19 protein-coding genes are annotated in these 22,658 nt (G+C 66.1%); 12 read left to right on the top strand and 7 right to left on the bottom strand.

Annotated elements, in window-relative coordinates; translation table 11 throughout:
• The first annotated feature begins 290 nt into the window (after positions 1-290).
• The 5 genes from FHS55_RS16900 (at position 291) to FHS55_RS16880 (ending at position 4,931) form a co-directional block, all read left to right on the top strand.
• Positions 291-959 carry an FCD domain-containing protein gene (locus tag FHS55_RS16900; protein ID WP_183190936.1) on the top strand — a complete coding sequence of 223 codons (669 nt, stop codon included), beginning with the start codon at positions 291-293 and terminating at the stop codon, positions 957-959.
• A 138-nt stretch (positions 960-1,097) separates the two neighbouring features.
• Positions 1,098-1,874, top strand: coding sequence for an SDR family NAD(P)-dependent oxidoreductase (locus FHS55_RS16895; protein ID WP_210287029.1), 777 nt, complete (start codon positions 1,098-1,100; stop codon positions 1,872-1,874).
• 42 nt (positions 1,875-1,916) lie between these two features.
• The gene (locus tag FHS55_RS16890; RefSeq protein WP_183190935.1) at positions 1,917-3,305 is read left to right on the top strand and encodes a glutamine synthetase family protein; all 1,389 of its coding nucleotides are present in this window, start codon (positions 1,917-1,919) and stop codon (positions 3,303-3,305) included.
• Entirely contained in the window at positions 3,289-4,245 is a 957-nt protein-coding gene (locus FHS55_RS16885; RefSeq protein ID WP_183190934.1) for a 3-hydroxyacyl-CoA dehydrogenase NAD-binding domain-containing protein, read from the top strand. The genes FHS55_RS16890 and FHS55_RS16885 overlap by 17 nt, the downstream gene beginning before the upstream one ends.
• Positions 4,242-4,931: an aspartate/glutamate racemase family protein gene (locus tag FHS55_RS16880; protein ID WP_183190933.1), complete on the top strand. Its 690-nt coding sequence runs from the start codon at positions 4,242-4,244 to the stop codon at positions 4,929-4,931. Before FHS55_RS16885 ends, FHS55_RS16880 begins: the two co-directional genes overlap by 4 nt.
• A gap of 33 nt (positions 4,932-4,964) precedes the next feature.
• Here the strand turns inward: FHS55_RS16880 and FHS55_RS16875 are convergent, their stop codons facing one another.
• On the bottom strand, positions 4,965-5,879 hold the full coding sequence (locus FHS55_RS16875) for a LysR family transcriptional regulator (protein WP_183190932.1): 915 nt from the start codon (positions 5,877-5,879) through the stop codon (positions 4,965-4,967).
• Between the two features lie 338 nt (positions 5,880-6,217).
• On the opposite strand from FHS55_RS16875, the gene FHS55_RS16870 reads away from it, so the two are divergent.
• The 4 genes from FHS55_RS16870 (at position 6,218) to FHS55_RS16855 (ending at position 10,484) form a co-directional block, all read left to right on the top strand.
• Positions 6,218-7,294 carry a tartrate dehydrogenase gene (locus FHS55_RS16870; protein WP_183190931.1) on the top strand — a complete coding sequence of 359 codons (1,077 nt, stop codon included), beginning with the start codon at positions 6,218-6,220 and terminating at the stop codon, positions 7,292-7,294.
• Between the two features lie 108 nt (positions 7,295-7,402).
• A complete protein-coding gene (locus FHS55_RS16865; RefSeq protein WP_183190930.1) occupies positions 7,403-8,371 on the top strand; it encodes a tripartite tricarboxylate transporter substrate-binding protein in 969 nt (322 codons plus the stop codon).
• A 125-nt stretch (positions 8,372-8,496) separates the two neighbouring features.
• Positions 8,497-8,967: a tripartite tricarboxylate transporter TctB family protein gene (locus tag FHS55_RS16860; RefSeq protein ID WP_183190929.1), complete on the top strand. Its 471-nt coding sequence runs from the start codon at positions 8,497-8,499 to the stop codon at positions 8,965-8,967.
• A gap of 8 nt (positions 8,968-8,975) precedes the next feature.
• Positions 8,976-10,484 (top strand): tripartite tricarboxylate transporter permease, encoded by a 1,509-nt coding sequence (locus FHS55_RS16855; protein ID WP_183190977.1) that lies wholly within the window; start codon positions 8,976-8,978, stop codon positions 10,482-10,484.
• A 573-nt stretch (positions 10,485-11,057) separates the two neighbouring features.
• On the opposite strand, the gene FHS55_RS16850 is transcribed toward FHS55_RS16855, so the two are convergent.
• Genes FHS55_RS16850 through FHS55_RS16830 form a run of 5 tightly spaced genes read right to left on the bottom strand, consistent with a single transcriptional unit; the run spans position 11,058 to position 18,120 of the window.
• Complete coding sequence (locus FHS55_RS16850; RefSeq protein WP_183190928.1) at positions 11,058-11,963, bottom strand: ThuA domain-containing protein; 906 nt, start codon at positions 11,961-11,963, stop codon at positions 11,058-11,060.
• Between the two features lie 48 nt (positions 11,964-12,011).
• Positions 12,012-12,977: an aminotransferase class IV gene (locus FHS55_RS16845; protein WP_183190927.1), complete on the bottom strand. Its 966-nt coding sequence runs from the start codon at positions 12,975-12,977 to the stop codon at positions 12,012-12,014.
• Positions 12,978-13,010: 33 nt separating this feature from the next.
• Positions 13,011-14,258: an aminotransferase class III-fold pyridoxal phosphate-dependent enzyme gene (locus FHS55_RS16840; protein WP_343056222.1), complete on the bottom strand. Its 1,248-nt coding sequence runs from the start codon at positions 14,256-14,258 to the stop codon at positions 13,011-13,013.
• 48 nt (positions 14,259-14,306) lie between these two features.
• A complete protein-coding gene (locus FHS55_RS16835) occupies positions 14,307-15,899 on the bottom strand; it encodes an ABC transporter substrate-binding protein (protein WP_425485827.1) in 1,593 nt (530 codons plus the stop codon).
• 43 nt (positions 15,900-15,942) lie between these two features.
• Positions 15,943-18,120, bottom strand: a complete 2,178-nt coding sequence (locus FHS55_RS16830; RefSeq protein ID WP_183190925.1) for an alpha-ketoacid dehydrogenase subunit alpha/beta — start codon at positions 18,118-18,120, stop codon at positions 15,943-15,945.
• Between the two features lie 159 nt (positions 18,121-18,279).
• Here FHS55_RS16830 and FHS55_RS16825 point away from each other — a divergent pair, with 159 nt between their 5' ends.
• From FHS55_RS16825 to FHS55_RS16815, 3 genes are read left to right on the top strand one after another with little or no spacing between them, the layout of a single operon-like run.
• On the top strand, positions 18,280-19,419 hold the full coding sequence (locus FHS55_RS16825) for an acyl-CoA dehydrogenase family protein (RefSeq protein WP_183190924.1): 1,140 nt from the start codon (positions 18,280-18,282) through the stop codon (positions 19,417-19,419).
• A gap of 8 nt (positions 19,420-19,427) precedes the next feature.
• The gene (locus tag FHS55_RS16820) at positions 19,428-20,684 is read left to right on the top strand and encodes a four-carbon acid sugar kinase family protein (protein WP_183190923.1); all 1,257 of its coding nucleotides are present in this window, start codon (positions 19,428-19,430) and stop codon (positions 20,682-20,684) included.
• A gap of 17 nt (positions 20,685-20,701) precedes the next feature.
• Entirely contained in the window at positions 20,702-21,340 is a 639-nt protein-coding gene (locus FHS55_RS16815; RefSeq protein ID WP_183190922.1) for a class II aldolase/adducin family protein, read from the top strand.
• Positions 21,341-21,354: 14 nt separating this feature from the next.
• Here FHS55_RS16815 and FHS55_RS16810 read toward each other — a convergent pair whose 3' ends face one another.
• The gene (locus tag FHS55_RS16810) at positions 21,355-22,650 is read right to left on the bottom strand and encodes an acetoin dehydrogenase dihydrolipoyllysine-residue acetyltransferase subunit (protein ID WP_183190921.1); all 1,296 of its coding nucleotides are present in this window, start codon (positions 22,648-22,650) and stop codon (positions 21,355-21,357) included.
• Positions 22,651-22,658 lie beyond the last annotated feature (8 nt).

Below are 22,658 nucleotides of genomic sequence, written 5' to 3'. Positions count from 1 at the left end.
CTCGGTCGCTGGCGTTGGCGCGCGGGCCGTGTGCTGCAGCTGGTATGTTCCGAGCGGCTACATAGAGCGATTTTGCTGAGGTTGGGGTCGTGGGTTCGAATCCCATTACCTGTAGCATAACGATGCGGTCGGCCTCATTGCTTGAAGTATTGCTCACGATGCCAACGCAGGGATGCGGGTGCGGCGTGGCGGTGTACATCTTGACGCCCCTTAAGATCGGCGTCCCTTTGAAGCTGATCTGCCCTCAGGATCGGACGGCATCGGAGACTGCCTTGAAGGATTCACCCGTCGTGTCGCGCATCACCTTCCAGTCGATGCACGAGCAGGTCTACACGCAGATCACCGACGTGCTGATGCGTGGCGGTTTCGCGCCCGGACAGAAAGTGAGTTCGCGTAAACTGGCTGCCGCGCTGGGGACGAGCGACATGCCGGTGCGCGCGGCACTCGGCCGGCTGCTGGCCGAAGGCGGCCTTGTGCAGAATGCCAACGGGACCTATGCGGTGCCGTCCGTCGATCCGGTACGGTTCCGCGACGTGATGGAACTTCGCGCTCTGCTGGAAGGTCGGGCGGCGGAGCAGGCCGCGGGCTGCATCGACGCGGCAGGCTTGCGGGAACTTGAGGACTGCGGCGCGGAGTTGGACGCAGCCTTCGCCGAGAACGACACCCAGCGCTATCTCGACATCAATCAGCGGCTGAAGTTCACCATCTACCGCTACACGCCTTCACAGACTCTGAAGGCGCATATCCGGCTGCTCTGGCTTCAGGCAGGCCCCTTCCTGCGCCACCTTAACGGGCGCCTCCCGCAAATGCTCGATGCCAATTTCCATGACGAAGCCATCGCGGCGTTGAAGGCGGGGGACGGCCCGAGGGCTGGCGCGGCGATTGCGCGGGTTATTCTGGCCGGCACGCATTTCCTGCTGGCGCATGTCAGCTTCGCCGAGGACGACACGGCTCCCTAGTTCCGCCCGCCTCTTCTCGTGAACAGGACCAGCACGAAGCATTGCGCGATCGCAGATCGCAATTTACGCTGCTGCCTCTCGTTCGACCCGCGCGGCGTCGGTTTCACGGGCCTCCGCTCGCGCGCAGGGGCTTCACCTTTGGAGAGGTGTGAGATAACGCATTTCGAGGGCAAGACCTGCATTGTTACGGGCGCCACGTCCGGCATCGGATTCGCCATCGCGGCCAAGCTCGCCGAACAGGGGGCTGATCTCGTGATCGTCGGGCGCAATCGCGCCCGAGGGGAAGACGCCCTTGCCACCTTGTCCAAGGGCGGCACCCGAGCGCAGCTGGTCGTTGCCGATCTCGCGGACCGTGCCGCTGCCGGCCTCATTCATGGGCGCGCCATGGAGGCGTTCGACCGGGTGGATGTGCTCATCAACAATGCCGGCATTCTCGTCAGAGGCACGGTACTCGATGGCACGGATGACGAATGGAATACCGTCCTCGACCTCAATCTTTCCTCCGCCTACCGCATGTCGCGGGCCGTGCTGCCGACGATGATGGCGCAGCACGCGGGTTCCATCGTGAACATCGCCTCCGACTGGGCACTGATGGGCGCGCAAAACGCGACCGCCTATTGCGTTTCCAAGGCGGCGCTTGCCCAGCTCACCCGGTGCATGGCGCTCGACTTCGCCGCCCACGGCATCCGCGTCAACGCGATCTGCCCCGGGGACACGGCGACGCCGATGCTGGAGCGGGCCATTGCGGACCGCGGCCGGGAAGCGACAATGAGCGCCATCAATGCCAGCATACCGCTCGGCCGTGTCGGACGACCGGACGAGATCGCCAATGCGACGGTGTTCCTGGCCTCGGAGGCGGCGAGTTTCATGACAGGCGCGCTGGTACCTGTGGATGGCGGAACCTCGGCTCAGTAAAGCTGTGTCGCGGGAACACATGCCACGATGCCAGAGAAAGACATGACGCACACCTCGCCCTCCGGGGCCTGCCTCGACGAGGCGCAGCAATTTCTTGCCGCCCACCCCGACGCGCCGGCCTTCGACATCGTCATGACCGATTGCCACGGCATCGGCCGCGGCAAGATCATCCGCCGCCACGAGCTTGAGGCCCTGTATCGGTCCGGGCGTCCGATACCCACGAACATCTTCGCGCAGGACGTGACTGGGCGCGATGTCGAGGCCACGGGCCTCATTCTGGAAGATGGCGGCGCCGATCAGCGCTGCTGGCCGATACCGGGAACACTCGCTCTCCAGCCGCACGTCAATCGGGGGCAGGTACTGGTGAGCATGTTCACCGATGCCGGCCTGCCGACCGACGTGGAACCCCGACCGGTTCTGCTCCGGCAGATCGAGCGGGCGCGGCAGGCCGGCTTTACGCCCATGGGCGCGTTCGAGCTCGAATTCTATCTGGTGGATCCGCAGCCGGACGCGCAGGGGCGCCATGGGCCGGCCCGCTACCCGCTGACCGGCCGACGCCCCATCGGCCCGAATGCGCTCTCTGTCGACGAGCTCGACGAAGTGTCTCCCCTCTTCGACGCGATCTATGAGGGCGCCGCCAAACTTGGCCTGACGCTGGAATCCCTGATCTCGGAATATGGCGTCGGCCAGTTCGAGCTGACCATTCGCTACCGCGACCTCGCTCGGGCGGCGGACGACGTCATCATCGCCAAGCGGCTAATCCGCTCCGTGGCAAGGCGGTTCGGGGTGGAAGCGACGTTCATGCCCAAGCCCTTCGGCGATCAGTCGGGTTCGGGCATGCATCTGCATCTGTCGCTGGCGGACAGCTCGGGCGCCAATCTCTTCGCCGATCAGCCCGACAATTCCCTCAGTCCGCTGATGCTGAACGCCATCGGCGGCGTGCGCGCGACGCTGGGGGAGACGATGCTCATCCTCGCCCCCTTCCTCAACTCCTGGCGGCGTTTCGCCTCCGCTGTCTACTCGCCGGCCTCCGACAGCTGGGGCGTCGACAACAGGACCGTCGCGCTGCGGATTCCCGGCACGCCCGGTGTCGGCGGCGCCACCCGCCATTTCGAGCACCGCGTGGCTGGCGTCGACGCCAATCCGTATTTCGTCGCGGCGGTGACGCTTGGCGCCGCCCTCGACGGTATCCGCAATCACCGCGATCCCGGCCCGCCCACACATGGCGACGGCCATGCCGAAGGGCGCGGGCGAAGCCTGCCGCGTAGCTGGCTCGACGCGATCGATCGCTGCGAGCACTCCGCCTTCGTCAGGGAGATACTGGGCGCGCGGCTGCATCACGCCTTCCTCGCCATCAAGCGCGCGGAATATGAGCAACTCGCCGCGCAGGCGACCGCCGTGGAATGGGATCACTATGGCTTCATCATCTAACCCGTCATCCGGGAGCGGCCGCCAGCCGAGCCCGGCCCGTCCGCTCGTGGCCATTCTTGGCTGCGGGCTGATCGGGCAGAGCTGGGCAGCCCTGTTCCTTCATCACGGTCTGGATGTTGCCGCCTGGGACCCCGACAGGTCGACCGTGGAAGCCATGCCGGAGCGCCTCGTGCCGCTGATGGCTCAACTGCGTGAGCTGGGCGACACGCAGCCGGGCACGTTCCGGCCGGCGCGTTCGCTCGCGGACGCTGTGCGCACGGCTTGCTGGGTTCAGGAGAACGCCCCGGAGAAGGTGCCGGTGAAGGCGGCGCTCTATGCGGAGGTCGAGGCGACGGCGCCGCCGGGCGCCATCATCGCCAGCAGCACCTCGTCGCTGACCTGGACCGAGCTCTCCGCCGGCATGGCCGACCCGGCGCGACTGGTCACGGCGCACCCGTTCAATCCGCCGCACCTCATGCCGCTCGTCGAGATCTACGCCGCCAACGATGCAGTGCGCGGGCGGGCGGTGGCGTTCTATGAGGCCCTCGGACGCAAGACCGTCACTCTGCGCAAGGATGCGACCGGCCATATCGCCAACCGGCTGGCTTCTGCGCTGTGGCGTGAGGCTGTGTACATTGTCGCGGAAGGCATTGCCGACGTGCCGGAGGTGGACGCGGCGCTGGTTCACGGCCCCGGCCTGCGCTGGTCCATCATCGGCGCCCATATGGCCTATCATCTCGGAGGTGGTCCGGGCGGGATGCGCCACTATCTCGACCATCTCGGTCCCAGTCAGGAACGGCGCTGGTCGACATTGGGGACGCCGCGCCTCACCCCCGAAGTGCAGGCGATGCTCGTCGAGGGGATCGAGCGTGAAGTCGATGGTCGCTCGATCAACGAACTGGAGGCGGAGCGCGACCGGGCGATCATCCATGCCCTGCGTGCGCGCCAGGAGGCTCCATGAGCGATAGCCCGCGAATTGTGCTCATCCACGCGCTGGAAGAGTCCGTTATCCCGTCGCGGAAGGCGTTTCGCGAGCAGTGGCCGGAGGCGCTCGTCTTCGACCTTCTCGACACGTCGCTGGCCGTCGACCTCGCCGCTGTCGGGAGGATCGATGCCGCCATGATCCGCCGCTTCGTCACGCTGGGCGACTACGCCGCCAGCGCGGTTGGGGCCGGTGGAGTGGCCGCGGGCATCCTCTTCACCTGTTCGGCCTTCGGCCCGGCCATCGAGGCGGTGAAGGAACGGCTGGAGATTCCCGTCCTCCGGCCCAACGAAGCCGCCTTCCGGGCCGCGCTGGCACAAGGCGACCGCATCGGTTTAATTGTCAGCTTCGGGCCGTCCGGCGCCGCGCTGTCGAGCGAACTTGAGGCCATGGCCGCGGTGGAAGGTCGCCGCATCGCCATTGAGGTTGCGGTTGCCGACGGCGCCCTCAGCGCGCTCAAGGCGAGTAACGGCGAGGAGCATGACGCGCGTGTCGCCACGGCGGCGGCGCGACTGCGCGGGTGCGATGTGATCGTGCTTGGTCAGTTCTCGCTCGCGCGCTCCCGCGCGGCGGTACAGGCTGTCGGCGGCGTCGAGGTGGTGACGACCCCCGATGCCGCCGTCATCGCTCTGCGCGAACTCGTGGTTGCCCGGCGCGGCGAATAGCGAGGACGTGGGACACCTGGGACAGCTCTCCGCCTAAGCGTCGGCCCGGTAGCGATCGAGATTGTCGGCCAGCAACCGCAGCATGTCATCGCGGATGGGATCACGCGAGCCCCCCATCCAGGCCGCGGACAGTGGTAGGACATTCAGCTCTTCCGACCCTGAGAAGTCGAGCGGGACATAAGCCACGCCAGCGACGCTCATGCGCGAGGTCCATCGCGGCACCAGCGCTACGCCGAGGCCAGCGGCGACGAGGCCTACGATCGTCTGTTTCTCACCCGCGACCTGCGCGATGATCGGCTTCAGTCCCTCCTGCGCGAACAGCTTGATCGTGAGATCGTGGCTGTGCGGGCGCAGGCGCCGGTTAGGCACGATCAGCGGCTCGTCCGCTAGTTCGCGCACGCTGACCGAGGCGCGCGGGGCAAGCGGATGCTCGCTCTGCACGGCAATAACCACGCTTTCGCGCAGCAGGTGGAGCAGCTCGATCTGGCGGCTGAGCTGGGTCGGCGGCCGGATCAGCGCGAGATCCAGCCGCCCCGAGAGCAAACGCGGCAGCAGGCCGATCGTCTTGTCCTCCACCAGTTCGACGACGATATCCGGCCGCCGGGCGCGGAAATCGTGCAGCAGTATCGGCACCAGCCCGGCCGCGGCGGTGTCGACGGCCCCCAGCCGCAGGGTCGTCGCATTGAGCCGCGCCCGCTCGCGGAAACGGGTCTCCATCTCATCCGCCGCCTGCAGGAGGCCGCGCGCCCCCGTCAGGAGCGCAACGCCATCGTCGGTGAGGCCGACACTGCGCGTGGTGCGCACGAACAGGCGCGCCCCGAGCGACTCCTCCAGCAACTGGATATGCCGCCCGAAGGCCGCCGGCATCAGATCCATGCGACGGGCGGCGCGGCCGAAATGCAACTCATCGGCAGCGGCCACGAAGCATCTGAGCTGATGAAGATCCATGCTCTCGCCCTCGTTCATCGTCGGAAGATTATTTCAATAAATTATATAATGCAGCCTCAATTAACGAAGGGGCGACATCGTCTACCATGAGTGGAACAGGCGCAGGACATAAGCGCCCGACTGCACATAGGGAGGAATTCCAGATGCCGCGCAACGTTGCAAGCGTGCCGAAGCGCGCCCTTCAGCAGACGGCCTTGCCGTTCATTCCTCATCCTCGGCTTTTTCTCGTCGCCCTGTCCTGACCCGCTCCCACGGCCCTGCGGCCCGCTCAGCCGAGTGGAGCTTCGCGCAAACGTTGCCGCACGCGCCGTTCGTGTTGCTTTTCTGGAGAAAATTCAATGAAGACCTATAAGATCGCGGCTATTCCCGGCGACGGCATTGGTGACGAGGTGATCTCCGCCGGCGTGGAAGTGCTGCACGCGACGGCGGCGCGCGAGGGAAGCTTCTCGTTCAAGGTCGATCATTTCGACTGGGGCGGCGAGTACTACAAAAAGCACGGCGTGATGATGCCGGAGAACGGGCGGGATCTGATCCGCCATCACGACGCGATCCTGTTCGGCTCGGCCGGACACCCGGAGATTCCCGATCACATCACGCTGTGGGGCCTGCGCCTCAACATCTGCCAGCCCTTCGACCAATATGCCAATGTGCGCCCGACCCGCATCCTGCCGGGCATCACCTCGCCGCTGCGCAAGGTTGAGGGACCGGAACTCGACTGGGTCATCATCCGCGAGAATTCGGAAGGTGAGTATGCCGGTGTCGGCGGGCGGGTGCATCGCGGCCAGGCGCTGGAAGTGGCGACGGATGTGGCCATGTTCACGCGCGGCGGCGTCGAGCGGATCATCCGCTTCGCCTTCAACCTGGCCCGCTCGCGTCCGCGCAAGCATCTGACCGTCGTTACCAAGTCGAACGCCCAGCGCCATGCCATGGTGATGTGGGACGATGTGGCGACCGAAGTGGCCGCCGAGTTCCCGGATGTGACCTGGGACAAGATGCTCGTCGACGCGATGACCGTGCGCATGGTGATGAAGCCGGAGAGCCTCGACACCATCGTCGCGACCAATCTTCATGCTGATATTCTCTCCGACCTCGCGGCCGCCGTGGCCGGCTCGCTCGGCATCGCGCCGACCGCGAACCTCAACCCGGAGCGGAACTTCCCCTCCATGTTCGAGCCGATCCATGGGTCGGCCTTCGACATCACCGGTAAGGGCATCGCCAATCCGGTCGGCACCTTCTGGTCATCCGTGATGATGCTGGAACATCTCGGCGAGAAGCCCGCCGCCGACCGGCTCATGAGCGCCATTGAGCGCGTCACCGGCGACAGCCGGTTCCACACTCCCGACCTCGGCGGCACGGCCCGCACGGCGGATGTCACGGCCGGCGTGATCAAGGCCATCCAGGCAGCCAACGCTTGACGTCCGGCGTTGCCGGCCTCCGGGCGACACTTCCTCGTCGCCCGGAGGCCAAACGAAGTACGTGCCGGCAAACGGCACCCGAACCAACGAAAACAAGGGAGGTTCACCATGATACGCCACATGATCGCCACTGCCGCCATGCTCGCCGCGCTGGCCGCCTCGACGCACAATGCTGCGGCTCAGGACACATTTCCCTCCAAGCCGGTGACCATTCTCGTTCCGGCCGCGGCAGGCGGACCGAGCGATACGGTCGCCCGTCTCGTGGGGCAGGCGATGAGCGCCAATCTCGGGCAGCAGGTGCTGATCGAGAACAAGGGCGGCGCCGGTGGCTCGCTCGGCACGGGCCAGGTCGCCAAGGCGGCGCCCGATGGCTACACGCTGCTGCTCTATCATATCGGCGTGTCGACCTTCGCTGCGCTCTATCCCGCGCTGCCCTACAAGCCGTCCGAACTGACCTCGGTGGGACTGGTGACGGAAGTGCCGATGACGCTCGTCGGCCGTAGCGATCTCAAGGCGAACACCATTGCCGAGCTGCTGGCGCTGATGAAGCAGCCGGGCACCTCCCTGACCATCGGCACGGCGGGCGTGGGCGCGGTGTCGCATCTGTGCGCGCAGATGCTGGAACAGGCCACCGGCGCGAAGCTGACCAAGGTTCCCTATCCGGGCTCGGGACCGGCGATGACCGACCTGATCGGCAAGCGCATCGACCTGATGTGCGACCAGACCACCAATACGACCAACCAGATCAAGGCCGGCGAGATTAAGGCGTTCGGCGTGACGACGCCCAAGCGCATCGCCATCCTGCCGGATGTGCCGACGGTGGATGAAAGCGGACTCAAAGGCTTCGAGATCACAGCCTGGCACGCGGTCTGGGCGCCGAAGGGTACGCCGGAGGCGGTTCGCGTCCGCCTGTCCCAGGCGCTGCAGGTAGCCCTCAAGGACCCGGTGGTGATCGAGCGCTTCGCCGCGCTTGGCACCGTTCCGGTCGAGCCGACCGAGGCGACGCCCGCGGCGCTCGACACGCACTTCAAGGCGGAGACGGCACGCCTCGAGGCGCTGCTGAAGACGGCGAACTGACCAGCGGCAGCATCCCTGCCGGGCAGACTCCCATAGTCTGCCCGGCACCTCGTGTCCGAAGGCGCATGATGCGGAACTTGCCGGCACGGCAATGATGCCGCCCCGCTGCGCCGAGCTGAGAGCCCATGCCCATGACCAACCCGCAACGATCGCGCAACGATCTTTATGTCGGTGCGATCTTCATCAGCCTTGCGATTTTCTTCGGAAGCGAGGCCCGCCACTACGACCTTGGCGCCGGCGGGCAGGTTGGGCCGGGCCTCTTTCCGGTGGTGCTGTCGGTGCTGCTGCTCGGTCTCGGCATCGCCATCGGGCTCCAGTACTGGCGCGCCCATAGCGATCATCAGGCAAGGCCGGTGCCGTGGCGAGCCCTCGTGCTTGTCTGCCTCTCGCTGTTCCTGTTCGGCTATGCCAGCGACGATCTGGGCCTCGTTCCCATCGTCTTCATCTGCACCGCGCTGACCGCCCTTTCCTCGACGCAGAACTCGTTCGCGGCCGCCCTGATCATTGCAGCCGTCATGAGCCTTCTGTGCTTTGCCGTGTTCAAGCTGGGCCTCGGCATCAATCTGCCGAGCTTCGGCCCGGTCTTCGGACTGTGAGGAGAATGATGGATCTTCTGTCCAATCTGGCCTTGGGGTTCGAGACCGCCTTCTCGCCGGTCAACATCATCTGGTGCTTCGTCGGCGTGCTGCTGGGTACGCTGGTGGGTGTGCTGCCGGGCATAGGCCCGACCGCCACCATCGCGATGCTCCTGCCCATCACCTTCACCTTCTCGCCGGTGACGGCGCTGATCATGCTCTCGGGCATCTATTACGGCGCGCAATATGGCGGCTCCACCACCGCCATCCTGATCAACCTGCCGGGCGAGAGTTCCTCGGCCGTCACGGCGGTCGATGGCTACCAGATGGCGCGGCGGGGACGCGCCGGACAGGCACTGGCCACGGCGGCGCTGGGCTCGTTCTTCGCCGGCAGCGTCGCCACCCTTCTGCTCGCGATGGCGGCCCCGCCGCTGGCGAGCGTCGCGATCCGCTTCGGCTCGCCGGAATATTTCGCGCTCATCGTCGTGGGACTGCTGGTGTCGATCTCGCTCGCTCACGGCTCCATGCTGAAGGCGCTCGGCATGATCGTGCTAGGCCTCGTGCTCGCCACTGTCGGTCAGGACGCCTACACCGGCACGCCGCGCTTCACGCTGGGCCAGCTCGAGCTCTATGGCGGTATCAATTTCGTCTCCATCGCCGTCGGCGTCTTCGGCGTGGCGGAGATCTTCCGCAACCTTGAGGACGAGCGCGGACGCGAAGTCGGGGTGAAGCATGTCACCCATCTCTGGCTGAGCCGCGAGGAGTTCCGCCGTATCGCGGCGCCGGTTATGCGCGGCACCGCCCTTGGTTCCATCCTCGGCATTCTGCCCGGCGGCGGGCATGTGCTGGCGTCCTTCGCCAGCTATGCGGTTGAGAAGAAGAGCTCGAAGCATCCCGAGGAGTTCGGCCACGGGGCCATCGAGGGCGTGGCGGGTCCGGAAAGCGCCAACAATGCCGCCGCGCAGACCTCGTTCATTCCGCTGCTGACGCTGGGCATCCCCGCCCATCCCGTGATGGCGCTCATTCTGGGCGCGTTCATCCTTCAGGGCATCGTTCCTGGCCCCAAGGTGATTTCGTCACAGCCGGAACTCTTCTGGGGCATCGTCGCTTCGATGTGGATCGGCAATGTGATGCTGGTGATCCTCAACCTGCCGCTGATCGGCGTGTGGGTGAAGCTGCTCTCCGTGCCCTACCGCGCCCTCTTCCCTGCCATTGTCACCTTCGCCGCGATCGGCTGCTATTCCATCAACAACAACCCGTTCGATGTCTATGCGGTGATCGTGTTCGGTGTGCTTGGCTATGCGCTCATCCGGTGCGGCTGCGAGCCGGCGCCGCTCTTGCTTGGCTTCGTGCTCGGCGGCCTGCTAGAGGAGCATCTGCGCCGCGCCCTCATCATCGCCCATGGCGACCCGATGGTGTTCATCCAGAACCCGATTTCCGCGGTGCTGCTCGCGGTGGGTGTCATCATCCTCGTGGTCGCGGCCCTGCCCAGTATTCGCGGCAAGCGCGACGAGGTCTTCGCGGAGGATGAGGGGTAGGCCGTGATGCAGTCACTTGTATCGGGTGATTGTGTAAAACGCTGTACCCACTCAGAGACCGGAAATGGCGGCGTCCGAGGGGTGAACCGAGGCCTGCGCCAATCGTGATCAAAGATATCGACGTTGCGCCTTAGAGAGCCGCAGCGAAGACGTAGCTCTCAGTTTCATCAACGTCGGTGCGCAATTTTCCGGCGTGGAATCGGGGATTTATCAATATGTCCGTTCGGGGCTATCCGCCTCTGACTCGTTGCGGAAGCACCACGGAAGCAGATTGCGGCGCGGGCTAGCGTGCGGCGCGTAGGTCGGGCGGCTAAGAGACTCGCGCGTCGCGGCTCTGCACCTAGCGCAGACGATCGGCGTTCAGCAGGCTGTTTTTGGTGCTGCCGAGTTGCCGTCGCCCGTGCGAATCGCCTCCCTGCGGCAGTTCGATGAGCTCGCGGCCGAGCTTCCGGCGCTTTACTCACGGCGCGCCGAAGTCGCTGCGACGTTGCGCGCACATCAGCAGCGCTGGGACGACGCAGATCGAGCCATCGGCTACACCGTCACCAGACAGGGAGAGGCGGCTGCTTCCGCCTACGAAGAGAGCTTGATCGCGAGGCTCTTTGCAGCGGAAGCCACCTCTCTGTGTGACCTCTCGGCCAAACGTGACGAGCTGATTGCCGTCGGTTCCGAGGGGCCGCACATGGCCCGAATTGCGGCGCATCCGCAGGGATCGCGCACGAGGCGCCGATAATGGGCGTCCTGGAAGGTCTCGGGATAATGCCCGGGCTGGATGTAGACGACCGGGCTGTTCCTCACCCGATGCGTCCAGACGACGAGATTGCTGCCGGGCGGGCGCTGCCATCCACGATTGGAACGCCTTTCGCCCGTCATGGCGAGCTTCAGCGAATAGAGGTTGCGGTCGGTGAACGCGACATCGCTGCGGGCAATGGGCGTTACATCCTCCTCGAAGACCTCCATGAGATAGGCCTCGTCGGTCAGGGTGAACGAGGAGGGCAGGCCGGCGAATAGCGGATGTTGCGGGTCCTCCGCTCTGATCGTCATCGGGACCTCGAAACGCGTGCCGCCATCCATCGCCGGCTTGCCACGCACCGCGCCAGGAAAATGCCTCAGGACGCCTCCCAAAGCCTCGGCGTAGTCCGGCCAGGAGGTCCACGCCGCGATCGCGTGATGCAGCGCCACGATCGGCATGCCCGCTTCAAGCAGAGCCGCGAAACCCTGCTTGAATGCCTCCGACGGAGGAACCTCGTAGCTCGGTCCGTCCCAGGGATTGCCGCCCGGCATGTCGTAGAGCACCACGGCGTCGACATCGCCAAGGCATTCGGGATTGAGGACGCGCTCGGCAAGCGGATGTTCGACGAGGAAGGGCTCCATGCCCGCAAAGCTCTCGAACATCGCCATCAGGTTGGTGCGGTCATATGTGTGCCCGTTGCCGACGACGAGAAGGCGCGGCCGTGCCTTGTAATCGAGAAATCCCAAGCATTCCTCCCGGCGTGTGACATCCGGGCCCGCGCCCCCGGCCGTGCGTCAGGCGCAATAGTCGATCGCGAAGCTCACGTCGGGATCGTAATGGTCGTCCCAATAAGCCTTCCACAGCGCCTTGCTGATCGGCCCCACCTCGCCATTGCCGACCGGTTTACCGTCGAGCGTGGTGATCGGCATCACCCCACCCGCCGTGGTCACGAAGAGCAGTTCGTCGCACGCATAGGCCAGATCCACCGGTACGTCGTCGATCGTATAGAGGTAGCCAAGCTGCTCGGCGGCGGCGAGCACCGATTTGCGGGTCACGCCTTCGAGCACGCCCCGGCGCGGCGTGTAGAGCTTGCCGTCCTTGATGAGGATGATGTTGAAGCCGGAGCCTTCGGTCAGATTGGCGTCGCCGTCGGTCAAGATCGGGTACATCGCACCACGGTCGCGCGCTTCGATGAGGCCGCGGGTGAGATCGCCCCACTGCAGGTTCTTCACCGTCGGATCGATGGCGCCCGGTGGAACGCGGCGAACCGTACGCGCGATGACGGCGCTGCCGCCGGTCTTCTGCGTCTCCTCGTTCATGACCCACAGATAGGGCATGACCATGAGATAGCAGAAGTTCTCGCATTCTTCGGGAGCGTACTGGCGCACGAAGCGCAGGCCGCGGGTCACGATCATCATTACATAGGCATCGCGGATGCCGCTTTTCGCGGTCATCGCGACCAAACGGTCGCGGATTTCCTGGCGCGACAGGGGGCTCTTCAGGCGCAGCCGCTCACAGCTACGCTCGAAGCGGTCGAGATGGTCGTCAAGACGAAAGAAACGGCCGTCCCAGACCGCCGGCACATCATAGGTCAGGTCCGAATGCAGGAAGCCTTGGTCGAGGATGGGTATGCGCGCCTGCTTCAGCGGCACATACTCTCCCTCGATATAGGCGATGCCCTGGGCGAACGGGTTGTCGCTCGCTTCCAGCGCCTCCACTCGCCGCCGATATTCCGTGAAGATGTGGTCGGTGTAGGGCATGCGGAATCCTCCGTCAGGGGGCGGAACGTTTTGTCAGGCGGGCTGAAGTCCGAGGGCCGCGATTTCCTTCATGGCCTCCTCGGCGCCTTCGAGGGCGCGGTCGATATCGGCGGGCTGGTGCGCGGCGCACAGGAAGAGATTGTGCTTGGGGTGCATGTAGACACCGTGGCGCAGCGCCGCCGAGCAGAAGGCGTTCGCGATCTGCAACTCCTTGTCGCCGTCGAACAGCACCATCGGCATCTGCGCCGGCCCGGTCTGGCGCAGGCGGAAGCCGTGCTGCCGGGCGGCGGCATCGAGGCCCTCGCGGAACCGCAGGCCCATCGCTTCGGTGTGGGCCAGCGCGTCGCTGTCGCGCAGGATCTCGATCGTCTTCACGCCTGCGGCCATGGCCGCCGCGCCATACCAGAACGAGCCGGTCACGAAGATCTTGCCGGCACCCTCGCGCATGCGCTCGCTTCCCGCGACGGCGGCCAGCGGCCAGCCATTGGCGATCGCCTTGGAGTAGGCGGCGAGGTCGGGCTTCACACCATATGGCGCCCAGCTGCCACGCACGTCGAGACGGAAGCCGGCACGCACCTCGTCGACGATCAGTGCCGCCCCGGTCCGGTCGCAGACCGCGCGCGCGTGCTGGAGGAAGGCCGCATCGGGTAGTTCCTGGTCGCGGCCGACATCGTGCCGGAAGGCCGCGAGCAGTATGCCGGCAAGGTCATTGCCCGCCGCCGCCACAGCCTGGTCGAGGCTCGCCGTGTCGTTGAAATCGAAGGTGATGAGATGCGCCCGGTCCTCCGCGGTCACGCCCACCAGCGAGGGTGAGCACCACGGCACCGCGCCGTGATAGGCGCCGCGCGCCACCAGGATCTTTCGCCTGCCGGTCGCGGCGCGTGCGATCGTCACGCAGGCGGTCGTGGCGTCCGTGCCGTTCTTCTGGAACATTGCCCAGTCGGCGTGGTCGACGGTCTCAGTGAGAAGCTCGGCGAGTTCGACCATCGCTTCGGTCGGCCCGTTGCCGATGTCGGCATCCTTCAACTGCGCCATTGCCGCCGCATCGACGTCGGGATGGTGGTAGCCAAGGACATTGGGTCCCCAGGCGCACATGAAGTCGATATAGCCATTGCCATCGACGTCCCACACCCGGCATCCCTCCGACCGGGCAAAGAACTGAGGGTAGCCTGGGCCGATGGCGCGGGTCGCCATGTGGCCCCATACGCCGTTCGGCACGACGCGCTGCGCGCGAGCAAGGAGTGCAGCGTCGCGGCTGTTCGGCAGGCTGCGTGTCATGATGTCCTCCATGGCAAGAAGGGAGGCGTGAAGCCTCCCTTCCAGCACCGATCAGTTCGAGATTTCAGCAAGCGGCAGGTTGCAGCAGGCGCTGTAGCGCATGCCCTTCACGTCCGGGCTGTGAGCCAGGATCAGATTCGGGCTGACCATCGGGATGATGATGCGGTCCTTGGCCATCTGCTGGCCGGCTTCGAACCACAGCTTGTCCGCCTCCGCCGTCGTCGGGGCGGCAAGGGCCTGCTTGAGCAGCTTGCCGGTTTCCTTGTTGATGATGCTCGGATCGGTCGCGGCGCCGGCGCGCTTGGCCCAGACCGAGCCTTCGGACAGGCCGAACACGTCGATATACTGCGAGGTGCCGTAGAAGTCCGGCGCAAAGAACACGGTGGTCAGCGGAATGTGGTCGCCATTGGCCGCCTCGCGCCAGTTCGCGAACGGCACCGGCGACAGCTCGACCTTGATGCCGACCTTGGACAGATCCTGCTGGATCTTCTGCATCATCAGCGAAAGGTCGACCCCGTACACGTTCATGTCGGGATAGATCGACTTGAGGGTGAAGCCGCCCGCACCCCCGGCCTTGGCCAGCAGTTCCTTGGCGCGCGCGGGATTATAGGCCGGAATCTCGTGGCCATCGCCGCCGGGGAAGCCGAGCGGGATCGGCGTCGCCATCGGCCGGCCCGCGCCGCCCAGCGTGAAGTCGATCAGCGAGGTGCGGTCGATGGCGATGGAGATGGCCTCGCGCACTTCCGGCGTCAGCTTGACGGTATTGGCCTTCGCGCCGGGCGACAGGGCGATGTAGACGAAGTTGTAGGAAGGCACCTGCTCGACGACGATCTTCGAGCCGGCGAGGGTCTTGGCGGTCTCGGGGTCGATCTGCATGGCGATGTCGGCGGAACCCGACTGGAGCATCTGTGCCTGCGCCACCGCGTCCTTGACCTGGCGGAACACGACTTCCGGCACTGCCGGCGCCTTGCGCCAGTACTTCTCGTTGCGCTTGAGGCGCAGCTCGGCGTTCGGCTCATAGGAAGCCAGCACGAACGGGCCGCTGCCGGCCGAATGGGTGAGGAACCAGTTTTCCGACGTGTCCTTGTTCACGGCGGTCACGTCCGACAGCGCGCCCGCGGCCGTCGCGACATCGCTGTTGATGACGGCGAGGAAGCCCGCCGCGACCTGGTTGAGGAATTCGGAATTGGGGGCGGACAGGTGGATGATCACCGTCTGCGCGTCGGGCGTGTCGATCGAGGTGATCGGGTCCGCGAGGAAGGCGCCGTTGCCCTTGATGTTCTTCAGGCGCTCGAAGGACCATTTCACGTCCTTGGCCTCGACGGGCGAGCCATCGGAGAATTTGGCGGCCGGATCGAGCTTGAAGGTGAACTGGGTCTGGTCCTTGTTCGCCTCCCAGCTCTTGGCGAGGACCGGGGCCACCTTGTTGTCCTTGTCGAGCGTGACGAGCTGCTCGTAGACGGAGGTGTTGTAGATCTGGCAGGTGTCGCACCAGGCACGGGCGGGATCGAGCGAATTGATGTCCATGTCGCGCGCAATCACCAGCGCGCGCTCTTCCGCCCGGACCGGGCCGCAGAATACGGTCGCGGCAAGCGCCATCGACAGCAGAACCATCTTGGACTGTTTCAGGTCTAGTCGTTTCATCGTGGTACACCTCTCTGAAGGTTGAGCCGCGGCTGCTCGTGTTTCACTGGTTTTCCGCAATTCTCAGCAGGGCGTCCCCCACATCGCCGGCACCCGCGAGCGCCGCGCGATTGAGGACCGCCGATACCGTCGGCGCAGCAAGCCCGCCGGTGACGCGCAGGATTTCGTGGTCGAGACTGTCGAAGAAGCGTTCCTGGATTTCGGCCGCCCAGGTCGCGCCCATGGAAAGGCTGCGGGCCGTCTGTTCGGCGATGACCACGCGTCCGGTCTTGTCGATGGACGCGCCGATCAGCTCCCAGTCCATGCCGTGATGGTCGATGTTGCGCAGGTCGATAATCTCCGCGTCGACGCCGGTCTCCTGCGCCGCCTTGACCGCGTTCTGAACCATGACGGAGGTCGCCAGCACGGTGCAGGCATTGCCCTGCCGGACGACCCGCGCGGTGCCGAAAGGAATGCAGTAGTCGCGGTCGCCCTGCGGCACCTCGAACTCGCGCTGATAAAGCTCGGTATGCTCGATGACCGCGACGGGATCGTTGCAGGCCAGTGCCGAATTCATCAGCCCGATATAGTCGAAGGCGGTCGACGGCGTGACGATGCGCCAGCCCGGGAACAGGCCGAAGAGCGAGGACGGATCGCCCGAATGCTGGGATCCGTAGCCGGTGTGCGGTGACACGCGCACGCGCATGACCAGCGGAACCGGAAAGCCGTCGCCGAACATGTGACGCACCTTGCCGACGCCGTGCGCGATCTGGTCGGCGGCGGTGAAGCAGAAATCGCCGAACATGATCTCGACGATGGGGCGAAGCCCGTTGAGCGCCGCACCGAGCGCTACGCCGGTAAAGCCGTTCTCGGCGATCGGCATCGGCAGCACGCGGCCGGGCCATCGCTCCAGCGCGCCCTTGGTGAAACCGCTGACGCCGCCGCGCATCTGGTGGACATCCTCGCCCATGACGATGATGGTCGGATCGCGCTCCATCGCCGCCGCGATCGTCTCCGACGCCGCCGTGACGAACTTCACCTTTTCCAGCGGCAGGCCGCCGAGCTGGTCGTGATCCAGCATCCGCCTGCCGGCCAGCTCGGACAGATCGCCCAGAATACCGCGGTCCCGGCTGCCCGCCTCCGGCCAGAGACGGTCGGGAATGCGCAGCGCATTGCCGCCGGGCACCGGCTCGGTCAGCCGCGCGGCGGCAGCGGCGACGCGATCCGTCACCAGCTGGTCGATGCGATCGAATTCCTCGGCGGAGAGATAGCCGAGCGCGGTCAGCCGCTCGCGGGCTAGCGCGATGGGATCGCGCTCCCGCCATTCGGCCTCTTCCTCCTTGGTGCGATAGCCGAAATCGCTGCCGCTGCGGCTGCCAGACTGGTGGAAATGCCGGTAGCAGAGCGCCTCGACGACGACGGGCCCGCCCTGCTCGCGGATCCGCCGGCGCGCCTCGGCCATGGCCCGATGCACGGCCACCACGTCCATGCCGTCGCACTCGATCGAGGTGATGCCCAGCATGGCCCCGCGCGAGGACAGGCGCGTTTCGCGCGTCACGTCGGAAACGCGGGTCGAAACGCCGTAGAGATTGTTCTCGATGAAGAAGATGACCGGCAGGCTCTGCGCCGCCGCGATGTTCATCGCCTCGTAGCTGGCGCCGTTCTGGGTGGCGCCATCGCCGAAGAAGGCGACGGAAACCTGGTTGCGCTCCAGCATCTTGTCGGCGAGCGCATAGCCGACCGCGTGGGGCGGGTTGCCACCCACGATGGCCGAGGTGCCGACGACGCCTGCATCGGCAAAGCGCATGTGCATGGAGCCGCCGCGCCCGCCGCAATAGCCCGGCACCAGACCCATGATCTCGGCCATGAAGCGATAGACGGCCTCATCCATGCCGGGCGTGAACGTGTCCGTGCGGATGTCGAAGCCTTCCGGCACCTCGGTGTTGACGAGCTTCATCAGCACTTGGTGATGGGCGCGATGCGTGCCGTTGATCTTGTCGCCGGCGCCGAGCACCGACATGGCGCCGACCGCTCCCGCCTCCTGGCCGATGCTCGCATGCGCCGGCCCGTGAATGAGCCCCGCCTTCTCCAGATCGAGCAGCTTCTCCTCGAAGCGGCGGATCAGCAGCATCTGGCCGTACCAGTGGATGAGGTCCTGGGCCGTCTCGTCCCGCCAGTCGGATTGTTCGAGCTCCAGGCGGAACCATGCCGCGGACGGAGATAGCGGTATCTGGCGAACCATGGTTCCTCCGGAGTGGTCCTTGGAGAGTGTCAGTACCCGGCCGCGTACGGCTCTTTTTGTTTATGGAAATAAATTCCGTTTTCTATTGAATGGCACACTAAGCTGTGCCAGCCTCAGGACGCAACAGGAATTTTCACAGGATTAAGAAGGTCAAGTTTGATGATCAGGGACGCTGACCTGCTCGAAGCGCTGGCGCAGACAGTGCAGCGTTTCGTCCGCGAACGGCTGATGCCGGCGGAGGCACGCGTCGAAGAGGAAAACGCGATCCCGCCGGAACTGATCGATGAGATGCGCGAACTCGGCCTCTTCGGCATGTCCATTCCCGAGGCGTTTGGCGGGCTGGGCCTGACGATGGAGGAAGAGGTGATCGTAGCCCTCGAACTGGGCTATACCTCGCCGGCCTTCCGCTCGGTCATCGGCACCAATAACGGCATCGGCTCGCAGGGCATCATCGTCGACGGCACGCCGGCGCAGAAGGAATACTGGCTGCCGCGCATGGCGACAGGGGAGGTCATCGGCTCCTTCGCCCTTACCGAGCCCGACGTCGGTTCAGACGCCGGTTCTGTCAAGACCACCGCCGCCCGCGATGGCGACCATTACGTCCTGAACGGCACCAAGCGCTTCATCACCAACGCACAGGTGGCGGGTGTGTTCACCGTCATGGCGCGTACCGGCGGCCCGGGCCCCGCGGGCGTGACGGCGTTCCTGGTGCCGCGCCATTCACCCGGCGTCAGCTTCGGCGCCGTCGACAAGAAGATGGGCCAGCGGGGGACGAACACCTGCGACGTGATCTTCGAGAATTGCCGCGTGGCGGCGGACGCGGTGATCGGCGGCGTGGAAGGCCAGGGGTTCAAGACGGCAATGAAGGTGCTCAATCGCGGGCGCCTGCACATTGCGGCGGTGTGCGTGGGCATCGCACAGCGGCTTTGCGATGAATCGGTCGCCTTCGCGCGCAACCGCGTGCAGTTCGGCAAGCCCATCGCCGAACACCAGCTCATCCAGGCCATGCTGGCCGACAGCGCAACCGAGAGCTATGCCGGCCGCTCCATGGTACTGGAAGCCGCCCGCCGCTTCGATACGGGCGCGCGCATCATCCAGCAGGCCGCAAGCGCCAAGCTGTTCTGCTCGGAAATGGTGGGGCGTGTCGCCGATCGCGCGGTACAGATCCACGGCGGCGCCGGCTACATGCAGGAATATCCGGTCGAGCACTTCTATCGCGACGTCCGGCTTTTCAGGCTCTATGAAGGCACATCGCAGCTGCAGCAGATCATCATCGCGCGCGAAATGATGAACGCCTGAGGCACGCCATGGGACGGCATCTCGGCATCGTCGCCGACGACTTTACCGGTGCGCTGATGGTCGCCGGCTATATCGAGGGGGCCGGGATCTATTGTCCCGTCGTCTTCGATCATGCCGGCCTCATCCCGGAGGCGCCGATTATCGTGGCCGGCACGCGGACTCGCACCATCGCGGTTTCGGACGCGCTTGCCGAGCTGGCCCGCATGAGCGACGCCTTTGTTCAGGCGGGCTATGCGCGGCTGGCCTATAAGGCCTGCGCCTCCTTCGATTCAACCGCCGAGGGCAATATCGGGCCGGCAGCCGATTTCCTGGCGGACCGACAGGGCCTGCGGCCGGTGCTGATGAGCGCCGGCTTTCCCCGCTACGGCACGACGGTTCATCAGGGGCATCTGTTCTATCGCGGCCGGCTGGTCTCCGACTCGATCAAGCGCTTCGATCCGTTGACCCCGATGCCGGACCCCGATCTCGTGCGCTTCCTGTCGCTGCAGACCCCGCATCCGATCGCGCTCGTCAACCACGCCACTCTGGTCAACGGCGCGGGTGCCGCGGGCGAGGCCGTCGACGCCCTGGCGGCGGAAGGGGCGGGCCATGTGCTGTTCGACATGAGCGACGACAATGACGCCGAGGTCGCGGCCGAACTCGCTTGCGCGCGGCCCAGCGTCGTGGTGGCAAGCGATCCGTTGATCATCGCCTATGCCTGCCGCCTTGCCCGCGCCGAACCGGCGCATCCCATGCCCCCGCCGCGCCATGCCGACGGCCCGGCGGCGGTGATCGCCGGCTCGGTCGGCCCGGTGGTTCTCCGGCAGCTCGATGTATTCGGCGAGGCCCATCCAGTCCTCACGGTGGACCTCCTCGACCCGCGCGGCGAAGCCGGGATGATCGCGGCCGCGCTGGAATGGGCGATCCCATTTGTCGGCGCCCGACCCTTTGCCATTTCGAGCGCAACCGACGCCGAGGGCGTGGAGCGCGCGCAACGCATGCTCGGCCCGCTCGGCGCCGCGCGGCGCGCCGAGCATGTACTGGGGACCATCGCGAAAGGTCTGTACGAACGGGGCGTCACCCGCTTCGTGGTTGCCGGCGGCGAGACCTCGGGCGCCGTCGTCTCGGCGCTGGGCATCGGTGCCGTGCGGGCCTTTCCCGAAGGGCCGCTCGGCACGGGCTTCTGCGTCGCGGAAGGCGGGACGCCGATCTCGCTCTACCTCAAGCCGGGCAAGCTCGGGGCCGACGACGTGCTTCTGCGCGCGTTGGACCTCATGAATGCATAAGCCAAGGAGTTCTCCCCATGTCGACCTTCTCCGACCCGCGCGTCGCCCTGGTGGACGCCACGTTGAAGAGCGTCGAGTTGAGGCTCAACAGTGGCACGGCGGGTAATCTGAGTCTGCGTCACGGCGAAGGTATGCTGATTACGCCTACCGGCATCCCCCCGCACGCGCTCGACCCGGAGCAGATTGTCGAGATGGATTTTGCCGGCAACTGGCAGGGCCGCTGGAAGCCGTCTTCGGAATGGGCGATCCATGCCCGGCTCTACCAGACGACCTCGGCCGGGGCCGTCGTTCATGCCCATCCCGACAACTGCGTGGCTCTCGCCGCGCTCCGGCGCCCCATGCCGCCGTTTCACTACATGATCGCCAGCTTTGGCGGAGATATCGTCCCCTGCGCGCCCTACGCCTGCTTCGGCACCCCGGCCCTCGCCGAAACTGTGATCGCGGTCATGGGCACGACCTACTCCGCCTGCCTCATGGCGAGCCACGGCATCGTCACCACGGGGGCCGACCTGACCACGGCACTGATGCGCGCTGAGAAGCTCGAAATGCTCGCGCGTCAGTATCTTCTGGCGTGCGCGGGCGGCGAGCCGGTCCTGCTGACGCCGGAGGAACTGGTCGAGGTTCACGGCCGCTACGGCAGCTACGGGCAGCAGTAGGCGGTTCCCGGCGCTCAGGCGCTGCGCCAGACCTCGCTGAGGATGCGCAGCGCCAGCTCCGGCTTTTCCAGATGAGGCATGTGCCCGCAGGCGTCGAAGGCATGCAGCGCGACATTGTCGGGCAGGCCGCGCGTGGAGGCGAAGGGCAGCACCCGGTCCTGCCGCCCGAACACGACCCGCACGATCTGCGGCAGCTTCGCGAGGTCGGCGGCCACGGAGAAGCTCTGCGTGCCATCGGGGAAGAAGCGGTTGGCGAAACCCGCTATCGCCGCCGTCAGATCCTCATCTTTGCGCTGCTGCACGACCGCCCGCACGAAGGCGTCGGAAATCGTCGCCGGGTCGTGAACCAGCAGTTCCAGCCAGGGCCGCACGCTCTCGGCGCTGCGCGCCCTCACGACGCCCTCGGTGAAGGGGGCATTGATCTGCGGGCCCAGCCCCGCGGGCGCGAAAAGGCAAAGGCCACGAATATCGGCCTGCGCCCGCCGCGCCACGCGCGCCGCCAGCGCGCCGCCGAGGGAATGTCCGGCCAGGATCATAGGGCCGATGTTCTGGGCGGCCAGCGTCGCCTCGACCAATTCGGCCATGTCGTCGAGATCATCAGGCACGCCGCGCGGCGACTGGCCATGCGCCGGCAGATCCAGCGCCAGCGCGGGGAATGCGCTGCGGCCGCCAGCAAACAGGCCGCGCCAGTTGTTCAGGTCGCCGCTGAAACCGTGCAGCAGGACGACGGGAAGGCCGTCCCCCCGGCGAAGCCAGACCGCGTTGAGCAACTGGGATCCCGCCACAGCCGGCGCGAACGGGCCTTCAGCGACAGAAGCCGCCGCGCGCGCGGTGGCCGGCTGGGCAAGCCCGGCCAGAACGTCCTTCTTCTGCACGCGGCTGCGAGGGCCGGTGCCCTTCAGCCCCTCGATCGAAACCCCGTACTCGCGGGCCAGGCGGCGTGCCAGCGGCGTCGGGTTGGGCATGGCGCGCCGCGATGTCCCGCGTGCCGCCGCCACTTTCTGTTCGGCCGTGGCCGGCACAGCAGATTGCACGACCGGCATTGCCGCCGGCGCGGCATCGGCGACCGCCTCGTCAGGCGCAAGGATGCGGGCGACTTCCGCACCCACCTCGACCTCGACATCGCTGCCGACCAGATGGCGGATGATCCCCGAGCCCGGCGATTCCACCTCCACGGCGGCCTTGTCGTTGTCGATCTCGAACAGAACCTGTCCCTGAACGACCGTGTCGCCTTCCCTGACATGCCAGCGCGAGACGCTGCCGCTGGCCATTTCGAGGCTGACCTTGGGAAAAATCACATTAATCGGCATGGCGGGTC

This window comes from Ancylobacter tetraedralis (genome assembly GCF_014195655.1).
Classification (GTDB): domain Bacteria; phylum Pseudomonadota; class Alphaproteobacteria; order Rhizobiales; family Xanthobacteraceae; genus Ancylobacter; species Ancylobacter tetraedralis.
This window is presented reverse-complemented; position numbering and strand designations above follow the sequence as displayed.